12 protein-coding genes are annotated in these 12,285 nt (G+C 72.0%); 7 read left to right on the forward strand and 5 right to left on the reverse strand.

What is annotated here, in order from left to right:
- Positions 1 to 234: 234 nt before the first annotated feature.
- The 3 genes from B7W94_RS08510 (at position 235) to B7W94_RS08520 (ending at position 3,077) form a co-directional block, all read left to right on the forward strand.
- Entirely contained in the window at positions 235 to 972 is a 738-nt protein-coding gene (locus tag B7W94_RS08510) for a DUF1684 domain-containing protein (protein ID WP_062765531.1), read from the forward strand.
- A gap of 33 nt (positions 973 to 1,005) precedes the next feature.
- Complete coding sequence (locus B7W94_RS08515; protein ID WP_085605923.1) at positions 1,006 to 2,055, forward strand: lipoate--protein ligase family protein; 1,050 nt, start codon at positions 1,006 to 1,008, stop codon at positions 2,053 to 2,055.
- A gap of 104 nt (positions 2,056 to 2,159) precedes the next feature.
- Positions 2,160 to 3,077, forward strand: a complete 918-nt coding sequence (locus B7W94_RS08520) for a DNA-methyltransferase (RefSeq protein ID WP_085605925.1) — start codon at positions 2,160 to 2,162, stop codon at positions 3,075 to 3,077.
- A 23-nt stretch (positions 3,078 to 3,100) separates the two neighbouring features.
- Here the strand turns inward: B7W94_RS08520 and B7W94_RS08525 are convergent, their stop codons facing one another.
- Genes B7W94_RS08525 through B7W94_RS08535 form a run of 3 tightly spaced genes read right to left on the reverse strand, consistent with a single transcriptional unit; the run spans position 3,101 to position 5,345 of the window.
- Positions 3,101 to 3,451 carry a cupin domain-containing protein gene (locus B7W94_RS08525; RefSeq protein ID WP_085605927.1) on the reverse strand — a complete coding sequence of 117 codons (351 nt, stop codon included), beginning with the start codon at positions 3,449 to 3,451 and terminating at the stop codon, positions 3,101 to 3,103.
- Positions 3,448 to 4,851, reverse strand: coding sequence for an NAD(P)/FAD-dependent oxidoreductase (locus tag B7W94_RS08530; RefSeq protein WP_085605929.1), 1,404 nt, complete (start codon positions 4,849 to 4,851; stop codon positions 3,448 to 3,450). Before B7W94_RS08530 ends, B7W94_RS08525 begins: the two co-directional genes overlap by 4 nt.
- A 26-nt stretch (positions 4,852 to 4,877) precedes the next feature.
- Positions 4,878 to 5,345, reverse strand: coding sequence for an Lrp/AsnC family transcriptional regulator (locus B7W94_RS08535; RefSeq protein WP_025105441.1), 468 nt, complete (start codon positions 5,343 to 5,345; stop codon positions 4,878 to 4,880).
- 99 nt (positions 5,346 to 5,444) lie between these two features.
- Here B7W94_RS08535 and B7W94_RS08540 point away from each other — a divergent pair, with 99 nt between their 5' ends.
- Entirely contained in the window at positions 5,445 to 6,893 is a 1,449-nt protein-coding gene (locus tag B7W94_RS08540; RefSeq protein WP_085605931.1) for a gamma-aminobutyraldehyde dehydrogenase, read from the forward strand.
- A 12-nt stretch (positions 6,894 to 6,905) separates the two neighbouring features.
- Here B7W94_RS08540 and B7W94_RS08545 read toward each other — a convergent pair whose 3' ends face one another.
- Complete coding sequence (locus B7W94_RS08545) at positions 6,906 to 7,433, reverse strand: GNAT family N-acetyltransferase (RefSeq protein WP_025105443.1); 528 nt, start codon at positions 7,431 to 7,433, stop codon at positions 6,906 to 6,908.
- A gap of 444 nt (positions 7,434 to 7,877) precedes the next feature.
- On the opposite strand from B7W94_RS08545, the gene B7W94_RS08550 reads away from it, so the two are divergent.
- Genes B7W94_RS08550 through B7W94_RS08560 form a run of 3 tightly spaced genes read left to right on the forward strand, consistent with a single transcriptional unit; the run spans position 7,878 to position 11,295 of the window.
- A complete protein-coding gene (locus tag B7W94_RS08550; RefSeq protein WP_085605933.1) occupies positions 7,878 to 9,023 on the forward strand; it encodes an ROK family protein in 1,146 nt (381 codons plus the stop codon).
- Positions 9,024 to 9,046: 23 nt separating this feature from the next.
- Entirely contained in the window at positions 9,047 to 9,973 is a 927-nt protein-coding gene (locus B7W94_RS08555; RefSeq protein ID WP_025105445.1) for a polysaccharide deacetylase family protein, read from the forward strand.
- The gene (locus B7W94_RS08560) at positions 9,970 to 11,295 is read left to right on the forward strand and encodes an MFS transporter (protein ID WP_085605935.1); all 1,326 of its coding nucleotides are present in this window, start codon (positions 9,970 to 9,972) and stop codon (positions 11,293 to 11,295) included. Before B7W94_RS08555 ends, B7W94_RS08560 begins: the two co-directional genes overlap by 4 nt.
- Positions 11,296 to 11,297: 2 nt before the next feature.
- On the opposite strand, the gene galE is transcribed toward B7W94_RS08560, so the two are convergent.
- Complete coding sequence (galE, locus tag B7W94_RS08565) at positions 11,298 to 12,275, reverse strand: UDP-glucose 4-epimerase GalE (RefSeq protein WP_085605937.1); 978 nt, start codon at positions 12,273 to 12,275, stop codon at positions 11,298 to 11,300.
- Positions 12,276 to 12,285: the final 10 nt, after the last annotated feature.

The following is a 12,285-nucleotide window of genomic DNA, read 5'->3' on the forward strand; positions in this document are numbered from 1 at the left end:
TGATCCCGCGCGGGAGACCGGCGGTGGGGGCGGCCGGGGGCGGGATCAGGAACGGGCGGGGGAGGGGGTGGGGAGGGACGGGTGTGACCCCGCACCGGAGGGAGGGACGGACGGAGGGGGAGTGTGACGCGGGATGACGCGGGGTGAAGGCGTGTGACGGACGGGGATCACGGGCGACGGGGGCAGCCCTAGATTCGGGGCACATCCGCACGAGCGAGGGGAGGGCCCGCGGCGATGAGCTTCCTGACGGACTGGCACGAGTGGCATGCGGCGCGCGAGCGCTACGCGGGGTCGGAATACGGGCCGTCCGCGCTGGAGTCCACGAACTGGCTCATCACCGAACCCGCCGCGGTCGACGGCGTACCCGGACTCTGGGCCCTCACCGGGGACGGCGGCATCCGCGGCAGTGAGCTCGGACCGTCGGGGTCGGTCGTCACCCTCCGCGGCACCCAGACCCTGCGCCTCGGGCGGCGCGAGCTGCGTGTGTTCGACCGCAACGGACTGCTGGCGCTCCGCGTCTGGAACCCGGCTCGTCCGCAGCGGGAGTGGTTCACCGCGATCGACGCCTACGCCCCCGACGAGCGATGGCGGATCCCGGCCACGTTCGAGCCCGCGCCGGACGAGCGGATCGTCGTCACGGCGGTCGACGGCGAGGAGCGCGAGACCCCGATCGCCGGACGCCTGCGGTTCGAGCTCGCCGGGGCCCCGCACGAGCTCACGGTCACCCGCAGCGGGAGCGGAGCGCTGAGTGCGGTCTTCGCCGACGGGACGAACGGGCTGGAGACGTACCGGTTCCGGTTCCTCCCCGTCGACGAGCCCGCCGCCGACGGGTCCGCCGTGATCGACTTCAACCGGGCGTACCTGCCGCCGTGCGCCTTCTCCGACCAGTTCATCTGCCCCCTGCCCACACCAGGCAACCGCTACTCCACGCCGATTAGGGCCGGGGAACGCGTCGTCGTGCTCGGCGGCTGACCACGGCGGCAGCGTGCGCCTTAAGCTGGATCCGTGCACGGTGAATACAAGGTTCCTGGGGGCAAGCTCGTCGTCGTCGACCTCGAGGTCGAGAACGACCGGATCGCGCGGTTCCGGCTCGCCGGGGACTTCTTCCTCGAACCGGACTCCGCGCTCGACGACATCAACGCCGCCGTCGAGGGCCTCCCCGCCGAGTCCGACGCCACGGCCATCGCCGCGGCCGTCCGCGGTGCCCTCCCCGAGGGGGCGCAGCTGCTCGGCTTCAGCCCCGAGGCCGTGGGCACCGCCGTGCGTCGCGCTCTGGTCACCGCGCCCGGGTGGCGCGACTTCGACTGGGAGATCGTCCACGAGAAGGCGGTCTCGCCGCGCATGAACCTCGCCCTCGACGAGGTGCTCACCTCCCGCGTCGGCGAGGGGCGTCGGCGTCCGACCCTGCGCATCTGGGAGTGGGACGAGTCGGCCGTCGTCATCGGGTCGTTCCAGTCGTACCGCAATGAGGTCGATCCCGAGGGCGCCGCGAAGCACGGCTTCGACGTCGTCCGCCGCATCTCCGGCGGCGGGGCGATGCTCATGGCGGCGGGACAGATCATCACCTACTCGCTGTACGTGCCGGCCTCGCTCGTGGCGGGCATGACCTTCGCCGACTCCTACGCGTTCCTCGACGACTGGGTGCTGCAGGCGCTCCGGTCGCTCGGCATCGACGCCGTCTACCAGCCGCTCAACGACATCGCGAGCCCGACCGGCAAGATCGGCGGCGCCGCGCAGAAGCGCCTCGCGAACGGAGGTGTGCTGCACCACGCCACCCTCTCCTACGACATCGACGGCCAGATGATGACCGAGGTGCTGCGGATCGGCCGCGAGAAGCTCAGCGACAAGGGGACGACCTCGGCAGCCAAGCGCGTCGACCCGCTGCGGAGCCAGACCGGACTGGAGCGTGCCGAGATCATCGAGCGCTTCAAGGACACGTTCCGCTCGCTCACCTCCGCCGAGGGCGGCGGCATCACGCCGGACGAGTACGCCGATGCCCAGGCGCTGGTGGAGTCGAAGTTCTCGACCGACGCGTGGCTGCACCGGGTTCCGTGAGCCCTGCGACAGGCTCAGGCCCTTCGACAGGCTCAGGGACCCAGGGCCCTTCGACAGGCTCAGGGACCCAAGGGGGCGGCCCAGAGGCCCAGGTCCCGGGGCGGGTGTCGGTGATCGAGGGGGACAACCTCGCGGTCGCGGCGACCCTGCCGTCCGGATCCTTCACGCTCGTCTACCTCGACCCGCCGTTCAACACCGGGCGGGTGCGGGAGCGGCAGGTGGTCACCGTCCGCCGCACGTTCCCACCCCAGGAAGAGCCGGCGGATCCGGACGGGGGCAGCCCCGCATCGGCGGAGCCTGCGGCGGAGGGCCGGAGCCCTGAACGGGCGCCCGGCGAGCCCGAGGTGCGACACGGCTTCCACGGGCACCGGTATGAGCGGGTGCGCGGCATGCTGCGCGCCTACGACGACAGCTTCGACGACTACGGCGCCTTCCTCATGCCGCGGCTGGAGGAGGCCTGGCGGCTGCTCGCCGACAACGGCACCCTGTACCTGCACCTGGATTACCGCGAGGCGCACTACGCGAAGGTCATGCTCGACGCGGTGTTCGGCCGGGACTGCTTCCTCAACGAGCTCATCTGGGCGTACGACTACGGCGCGAAGTCCCGGCGGCGGTGGCCCACCAAGCACGACACGATCCTGGTGTACGTGAAGAACCCGCGGACGTACGTGTTCAACTCCGACGACGTCGACCGGGAGCCGTACATGGCGCCGGGACTGGTGACCGCGGAGAAGGCCGCGCGCGGCAAGCTCCCGACGGACGTGTGGTGGCACACGATCGTCCCGACCACGGGGCGCGAGAAGACGGGGTATCCGACGCAGAAGCCGGAGGGCATCCTGCGGCGCATCGTGACCGCGTCGAGCCGGCCGGGCGACCGGGTGCTCGATCTCTTCGCGGGCAGCGGCACGACCGGAGCCGTGGCCTCTGCACTCGGGCGGGAGGCGGTGCTCGTCGACGACAACCCGGAGGCGGTGCGGGTCATGGCCGCGCGCATCCCGCACGCGGAGGTCCGCCGGGCCTGAGCGGGCCTGGTCGGCAGCGGCCGTCAGATCCCGATCGAGACCTTCCGCAGGGTCTCACTCACCGTCCAGACCGTCCGTATGCCGGCCGTGAGCCGCATCACGGACCCGGGGCCGAGCTCCACCGGAGGGAGCGCGGGCGCGGTGAACGTCACGGTCGCGCGACCGGAGAGGACGACGAACACCTCGTCCTCCTCGACGTCCACCGCGGTGCCCGGCGTCATCTCCCAGACGCCGATCTCGATCCCGCCTGCGTCGTCGAGCACCGTGTATGCCGTGCTCGGCGCGCCGTCGCGGACGTCTTCGTCGGGCAGCGGGGTGTGCGTGAGCGCGAGGCGTCCGGCCTCGACGACGGCCCCCGGGGCGAGCGCGGTCACGAGTCGAAGCCCATGCCGAGGGCGTCGAGCGTCTTCAGGAACAGGTTGCGGCGCCCCTCGTTGTGGTCGGCCCTGTCCATCGCGGCGCGGACGAGGTTGATCCCGACGGACGCGGCCGGCTCCGGCGGGAACGGGATCGGCTTCTCGCGCACCATCCGCAGCTGCGTGCGCTCGGTCTCCTCGCCGGCGAGTTTGTCGAGCATGACATCGGCGGCGAACCGGGCGGCGCCGACCCCGAGGCCGGTGAACCCTGTGGCGTAGGCGACCCGGCCGCCGCGGGCGGTGCCGAAGAACGCGCAGAACCGGCTCGACGAGTCGATCGCCCCGGCCCAGCGGTGCGTGAAGCGGAGGCCGGCGAGCTGCGGGAAGGTGGTGAAGAAGTGCGAGGCCAGCCGCCGGTGGCTCTCCATCCGATCCTCGTAGGCGGGGCGCACCTTGCCGCCGAAGTGGTAGACCGCGTCGTAGCCGCCGAACAGGATCCGGTCGTCCGCGGTGAGCCGGTAGTAGTGGAACTGGTTGGCGCTGTCGGCGAGCCCCTGGCGGTTCCGCCAGCCGATGGAGGCGAGCTGCTCGGCCGACAGCGGCTCCGTCATCAGCACGTAGTCGTACACGGGCACCGTCATGAGGCGGTTGCGCTTGAGGAGCGACGGGAACACGTTCGTCGCGAGCGCCACCGCGTCGGCGGTCACCCGGCCGTGCTCCGTGACGAGGGTCACCGGACCCGAGTCCGCGCCCTCGATCCGCCGGACGATGCTGTGCTCGTGGATCTCCACGCCGAGCTCGACGGCCACCCGCGCGAGCTCCAGCCCCAGCTTCGCCGGGTGTACGAGAGCGCAGCCGTCCCGGTCCCACGCGCCGGCGAGGAACGTGGGCGAGTGCACCTCCGCCTGCACCGCCTCCCGGTCGAGGAAGCCCTCCTCCTCGCGCAGCCACTCGACCTGATGCGGCTCGACGGCCACCGCGAGCTGGCCCGTCCGCTCGAACTCGGCATCCATGTCGTACCGCCGCACGGTCTCGGCGATGCCGTCGAGGTTCTCGTGGCCCAGCTCCTCCAGGCGGTCGATCTCCTCGGGCCAGCGGTTCACGCCGTTCTCGTGGCCGTGCGTGAGGCTGGACTCGCAGAAGCCGCCGTTGCGCCCGGACGCCGCCCAGGCCACGCGGGACGCCTCGAGGAGCACCACCCTCCGTTCCGGATCCCGCTCCTTCGCGCGCACGGCTGTCCAGAGTCCGGTGTAGCCGCCGCCGACGACCACGAGGTCCGTATGCACGGTGCCGCGGAGCGGCGGGTGCGCGGGACGCTCGACGTCGTCGAGCCAGAAGACCGACAGGGCCGTGTCGCGCAGGGCGTCGTCGATGACGGACTGCGGAGGACGCCGGCGTTCGAAGACCGTGGTGCCCATGTTCACTCCGATGCGAGGGGAGCGCGTCAGCGCGTTCCCCAGTTGTAGAGGTCTTTGTAGAGGCCGGCGTAGAGCAGGCTCTCCGTCTGGATGATGCCGGGGATGGTGCGGATGCGGGTGGCGATGAGGTCGAGCAAGTGGTCGTCGTCCTCGCACACCGCCTCGACGAGGATGTCGAACGTCCCGAGCGTGACGACGACGTACGCGAGCTCCGGGATCGCCGTGAGTTCCTCCGCGATCGCGCGGGGGTCGCCGGACACCCGGATCCCGATCATCGACATGCGGTGGAAGCCGAGCTGCAGCGGGTCGGTCACGGCGACGATCTGGATCAGGCCCGATTCGGTCAGTCGCTGCACCCGCTGGCGGGCGGCGGCCTCACTGAGCCCGACCTCGCGGGCGATCTCCGCATAGGGACGCCGACCGTCCTCCTGCAGCAGTTCGACGATGCGCTTCGAGATGTCGTCGAGGGCGGGGGGAGGCGTCTTCGGACTCATGTACCGATCGTGACATTCGTATGGGTGCTACGCAACTGAATCCGTCGATCTGTGGACGAAAAGCTACAGATTCCGCGTTCGGATGGCTACCATGGCGCTATGTCCTCACCGTCGACGATGACCGTGCCCCTGCAGAACTTCATCGGCGGTCGCGCCGTCACCGCAGCGGGGAGCGGGCGCCTGCCGCTCATCGATCCGGTGACGGAGGAAGCTTACGGCGAGATCCCGATCTCGGACCGTGCCGACGTGGATGCCGCGTACGCCGCGGCCGCGGAGGCGTTCCCGATCTGGCGGGACACGCCGCCGTCCGCGCGCCAGCTCGCCCTGTTCCGCATCGCCGAGGAGATGGCCGCGCGGGCCGAGGAGTTCGCCGACCTCGAGTCGAAGGACACCGGCAAGCCGCGGGCGACGCTCGTCGCCGACGAGATCCTGCAGTCGGTGGACCAGCTGCGGTTCTTCGCCGGCGCCGCGCGGAGCCTCGAGGGTCGCGCTGCCGCGGAATACCTCCCCGGGCACACCTCCTTCGTGCGGCGGGAGCCGATCGGCGTGATCGGGCAGGTGACGCCGTGGAACTACCCCCTGAACATGGCGGTATGGAAGATCGCTCCCGCCCTCGCCGCCGGGAACACCGTCGTGCTGAAGCCGGCGGAGTCCACGCCGCTCACCACGCTGCTGCTCGCGGAGATCGTCGCGCGACACACCCCCGCCGGCACCCTCAACGTCGTGCTCGGCGACCGCGAGACCGGAGCGGCCCTCGTCGACCATCCGACGCCGCAGATGGTGGCCATCACCGGCTCGGTGCGGGCGGGCATGGCCGTGGCCCGCTCCGCGGCCGACGACGTCAAGCGCGTGCACCTGGAGCTCGGCGGCAAGGCGCCCGCGATCGTCTTCCCTGACGCGTCGATCGAGAAGGCGGTCGAGGGCATCGTCACCGGGGCCTTCTTCAACGCGGGTCAGGACTGCACCGCGGCGACTCGGGTGCTCGTGCACGCGTCGGTGCACGACGAGCTCGTCGCCGCACTGGTGGAGCGGACCCGCACGCACGCGCGGACCGGGGCCCCGGACGAAGAGGGCGTGCTGTACGGGCCGCTGAGCAGCGCGGCCCAGCTCGCGCAGGTGCAGGGCTTCGTCGACCGGCTTCCCGCGCATGCGACGGTCGCGACCGGCGGGGCGCGGCAGGGCGACCGGGGCTACTTCTGGGAGGCGACCGTCGTGACCGGCGTGCAGCAGGACGACGAGGTCGTGCAGGGCGAGATCTTCGGACCGGTGCTGACCGTGCAGCCCTTCGACACCGAGGAGGAGGCGCTCGCGATGGCGAACGACGTGCCGTATGCGCTCGCCGCATCGGTGTGGACGCGGGATCATGCCCGCGCCCTGCGCCTCTCCCGCGACCTCGACTTCGGGTGCGTGTGGATCAACACCCACATCCCGTTCGTGTCGGACATGCCGCACGGTGGTTTCAAGCACTCCGGATACGGGAAGGACCTGTCGCAGTACGGCTTCGACGACTACACCCGGATCAAGCACGTGATGAGCGCGCTGGACTGACGGCGGGACGGCTCAGCGCGGGGCGAGGTGCTTGACGCGGCGGTGCTCGCGGAGCGTGAACTGCGGACGCTGATCGATCTTCGTGGCCCCGTCGAGCTCCCACCCGTGCCGGGCGTAGAAGCCGTCGGCGCGGTCGTTGCCGTCGAGCACCCAGAGGTAGGCGCGGGTGTGGCCGGCGTCGATCATGCGCTGCTCGGCGGCGTCGAGGAGGGCGTGCCCCGCCCCCGTCGACCACGCGGTGGGATCGGCGTAGATGCCGTACAGCTCCGCATCGTCCAGGCCGTCGGGGTCGCGGCCGGAGCCGAACGACGCCCAGCCGACGACGGTGCCGTCGCGCTCGGCCACCAGGGTCCCGAGGCTCGTGGGGAGGGGGTCGGCGAAGATGCGGCGCCACCCGTCGGCCCGTTCCGAGACGGACAACCCGTCCAGCACCTCCTGGTCGATGAGGCCCTCGTAGGCCGCCTGCCACGAGCGCACATGCACTCCGGCCACGGCCTCGGCATCGTCGGCGACGGCGTCTCGGATCACCAGGGGCGTCATCCCTCCACCCTATGCGGACCCCCCCCGACGTCCCTCGGTCCCCTCCCGTCCCTTCCCGTCCCTTCCTCCTCCGACACCCGGGCACACCTGCACGACCCGGGTACGTCTGTGGGGACGAATCCCGAGTTCCGTCGTGCAACCGTGCCCGGGTCGTGCAGCTGTCGCGGGCGTGGACGAGACCCCGGTTGCACGACAGCCTCCGGCCCCGTCCCCCGGCCCCGTCCCTCCGCCCCGTCCCTCCGGTCACACGTACCTCCGGGGTCCGGTCACACCTGCACGACCCGGGTACGTCTGGGGGACCGAAACCCGTGTTCCGTCGTGCAACCGTGCCCGGGGCGTGCAGGCGACGCCGCCGGAGGAGACGGGTCGACGGGTGCGACACGATGTGGCAGGCTGGCGGGCACCGACTCCGCACGAGAATCGACCCCCCAGAGGTTCCGCCGCATGTCACGACCCCTCGCAGGACCGCAGACCCTGCTCCGCACGCTCAACGGCCGCGCGATCCTCGAGCGTCTCGCCCGGAGCGGACCGCAGACTCGGGCCGAGCTCATGGCGGCGACCGGCCTCTCCCGCACGGCCGTGACCCAGGTGCTGCGGATGCTCGACGCCGCGGGAGCCGTCACCGCGGCCGGAGTCGACCGCGACACTCGCGGACCGGCGGCCGGCCGCGTCGCGCTGCACCCGGCCCTCGGCTTCGCGGCAGCGGTCCACGTGGACCATCACGCGGCCCACGTCGTCCTCGTCGACGCGACCGGCGCCGTCAGGGCCGAGCGGCACGGAGCCTTCCCCGCGGGCGAAGACCGCGTCGCGCACATCGCCGCCCTCGTCGCGGCCTGCCGCCGGTCCGTGAAGGGCGCGCTCCACCTCGCCGTCGTCGGAGTGCCCGGCATCGTCGCCGCCGACGGCGCGATCCGCGACGACCAGGGACCGGACGGCGGCGCCTTCCGCTCGGCCCTCGCGACCGCCCTCGACTGCCCGGTCCGCGTCGAGAACGACGTCAACCTCGCCGCCCTCGCCGAGTCGACCACCGGCGTCGGCATCGACCTCGCGAGCTTCGCACTGCTGCTGCTCGATGACGACCTCGGCGCCGGAATCGTGATCGACGGGGCGCTGCACCGCGGGTTCTCCGGCGTGGCGGGCGAGGTCATGTATCTCCCGCAGACGCCGGTGCCCATCGGTGCCCCGGTCGCGGGCGCCACGGTGGTGCGCGACCTCGCCCTCGGCCTCGGACTGGATGTCGACGCGCCGTTCCTCGCCCACCTGGAGGCGGCGCGGCACGGCGACGAGGCGGCGCAGGCCCTCGTCGCCGAGATCGGACGGCGGCTCTTCCTCGCGGCGGGCAGCGTCGCGCTCGTGCTCGATCCCGAGGCCTTCATCCTCGGCGGGGAGGCGGTGCACCCGGCGCTCCTGGACGCGATCGAGCGCGTCGCGGACGAGTTCTCCGCGCAGCTGCCGCTCCGCTTCCTCGCCTCGGCGTTCGGGCCGGAGGCGCCGCTCGTCGGAGCCGTGGGCGAGGCGGCCTCCGCGCTCCGTGCCGATGTCTTCACCCGGATCCTCACCCCCTCCCGCGCAGCCGCCGCCGGCCGCTGACCGCCCGCCCGACAGGACACGCCATGACCGCCTCCTCCGCCCTCGCCGACCGACTCGGACTGCCGTCTGGTGCCAGGGCGGTCATCCTCAACGCCGACGACTTCGGGATGTGCCATGCCGCCAACGCCGCGATCTCCGGTCTCCTCGTGCGCGGCCGGATCGACTCGGCGACGGTGATGGTGCCCTGCGCGTGGTCCCCGGAAGCACTCGCCTTCGCCGCCGCGCACCCGGACCTCGACGTGGGCGTGCACCTCGTGCTCACGAGCGAGTGGCGCCGGTACCGATGGCGCCCGCTCACCGGCGCCTCGACCCTGGTCGATGCCGCCGGCTTCTTCCCCGCCGACGTCGCGACCGTGGAGCAGCACGCCTCCGAAGCGGATGTCGCGGCCGAGATCGCCGCCCAGCTGCAGACCGCGCTCGACGCCGGCGTCGACGTGACCCACCTCGACAACCACATGGGATCCGTCTACGGGCTGCTGACCGGCCGTGACTTCCTGCGCGCCGTCTTCGAGCTCGCCGCCCGGCACGGCCTCCCCTTCCGCCTGCCCCGCGAGATGGAGGGGGCGGACGCCGATCCGATGCTGCAGGCGAAGCTCACCGAGGCCGCGGCGGTGGCCGATGCGTTCGGCGTCGAGATCGTCGACCGGCTGTGGACGCACCCGTTCGAGCTGCGCGGCGAGGGCACCGCCGACGAGGAGTCGTACGAGCAGGTCCGAGACGGCTTCCTCGCGGTGCTGCGCGCCGTCCCGCCCGGGGTCACCGAGATCTACCTGCATCCGATGGCCGACGGCGAGGAGCTGCGCGCCGCGGTGGACTTCGCGGCGGCCAAGCGCGGCTACGAGCTGCGGCTGCTCGACGATCCGCTCGTGCAGCAGACGATCGCCGAGGAGGGCCTGGTCCGCGTCGGCTGGCGCGCGCTGCGGGACCTGCAGCGGGGAGACGCCCGGTGACGGCGCTCGGCGAACGGCTGCGCGACCGCCGTCTCGACGCCGCTCCGTCCCGCGCCCAGACCATCGCCTTCGGGGCCTCAGGGTTCCCGACGCAGCTGATGACGCAGACGTTCTCGGCATTCGTCGTGTACTTCTACGTCTCGCACCTCGCCGTCCCCGCGGGGTGGGTGGCGGCGGCGATGATCGCGCACGGCATCCTCAACGCGGCGCTCAACCCGGTCGTCGGGGCGCTCTCCGACCGGATCCGCACGCCGTGGGGCCGCCGCATCCCGTGGATCGGGCTCGGCATCGTGCCGCTCGTCGTGGCCTTCGCCCTCGTCTGGATGCCGCCCGCGCTCCCGGCGGCCGGGCTCATCGTCTGGTTCCTCGTGGTCGTCGCGGTCTACGACATCGCCTTCGTCGTGGTGGTGCTGAACATCTCCGCGCTGTTCCCGGAGATCTTCCGGACCACGGAGGAGCGCGCCCGCGGGAACGTGCCGCGGCAGATCTTCGCGATCCTCGGCATGGTGCTCGGCACGGCCGGCGCTCCAGCGCTCTACGACGCGATCGGCTGGCCGGGGATGGCGCTCGTGCTGTCTGGTGTCTGTCTCGTGCTGCTCGCCTGGTCGTTCCTCGGCGGGATGATCGAGCGCCGGGTACCGGAGGCCGCCTCCGAGGCGATGCGCTGGCGGGACCAGCTCATCTACACGTTCCGCAACCGCGCCTTCGTGCCGTACGTGCTGGGCTCGCTCTGCGTGCAGACCTCGATCGCCGTGATCCTCGCCGCCGTGCCGTTCTACGTCCGCTACTCGCTGGGGGCGGCCGAAGGCGAGGGGAGCCTCCTGCTCGGCGCCATCTTCGTCACGGCCATCCCGTCGATCGTGCTGTGGAGCGCGGTGGTCCGGCGCACCTCCCCGCGCACGGCCCTGCTGTGGAGCGTCGGGGTGTTCGGGGTCGTGGTGCTCGGCTACCTCATCCCGACGTCCGTGGGGGCGGCGGCTCTCGTCGGCATCGCGGTCGGCGTCGGCGTCGGCGGGCTGCTGCAGCTCCTCGAGGTCGTGCTCGCCCAGATCATCGACGACGATGCGCATCGCACGGGCCACCGCCGCGAGGGCGCCTACTTCGGCGTGAACGGCTTCGTCGTCCGCGGCTCCGTCGTCCTCCAGGCGATCGTCGCCGCGGCCGTGTTGACCGCGACCGGCTTCGACGCCGAGCTCGGCGACGCGCAGCCGGAGGCCGTCGACGGCGGCATCCGGCTCATGCTGGCGGTCATCCCGCTGGCGTTCACCGCCGTCGGGTGGCTGTGCTTCTGGCTCTACCCTCTGCGCACGCGCGACGTCTGAGGTCAGCCGGCGGCGCGGCGGGCCTCCCAGCCCGTGCGCACCATCTCGTCGACCGTGTAGCGCATGGTCCAGTCGAGGTCGCGGGCCGCGAGTTCGCCGGTCGCCACGATCCGATCCGGGTCGCCGGGGCGGCGCGGGCCGATCTCCGGGGTGAAGTCGATGCCGGTGACACGGGCGACCGCATCCATGATCTGCTTCACGCTGAGGCCGTCGCCGGAGCCGAGGTTGTACGCGGGCTCGATCGGAGCGCCCGAGGCCAGGCGCTGCGCTGCGGCGACGTGGGCGGCGGCGATGTCGCCGACATGCACGTAGTCGCGGACGTTCGTGCCGTCAGGGGTGTCGTAGTCGTCGCCGAAGATCTTGGGGGTGCGGCCCTCGATCAGCGCCTCGAAGACGATGGGGAAGAGGTTGTGCGGGCTGACGTCGTAGACCGTCGGGTCGGCCGAGCCCACGACGTTGAAGTACCGCAGCGAGGTGTGGCGCAGCGGGCGGTCGGAGTCGGCGGTGGCGATCGCCTGGTCACGGAGCAGCCATTCGCCGATGAGCTTGGACTCGCCGTACGGGCTCGCGGGCTTCTTGGCGGTGTCCTCGACGACGAGCGACACGTCCGGAGTGCCGAACACGGCCGCCGAAGAGGAGAAGACGATGTTCGCGACGCCCGCCGCCGCCATCGCCTCCAGGATGATCCGCGTGCCCTCGACGTTCTGGGCGTAGGTGTGCAACGGGCGCTGGACCGAGACGCCGGCGTACTTGTAGCCCGCCACGTGGATCACGCCCTCCGCCTCGTGCGTGCGCAGCGTCTCCTCGACGAGGGCGCGGTCGAGGATGCTGCCCTGCACGAACGGCACGCCCTCCGGCACGAAGGAGGCCAGACCGCTGGAGAGGTCGTCCAGCACGACGGGGGAGAGGCCGGCCTCCGCGAGGGCGCGGACGACGTGGGCACCGATGTAGCCGGCGCCGCCGGTGACGATCCAGGACATGCGTTCCTCT

Source organism: Microbacterium sp. LEMMJ01, from assembly GCF_002114135.1.
In the GTDB taxonomy this organism is placed as follows: domain Bacteria; phylum Actinomycetota; class Actinomycetes; order Actinomycetales; family Microbacteriaceae; genus Microbacterium.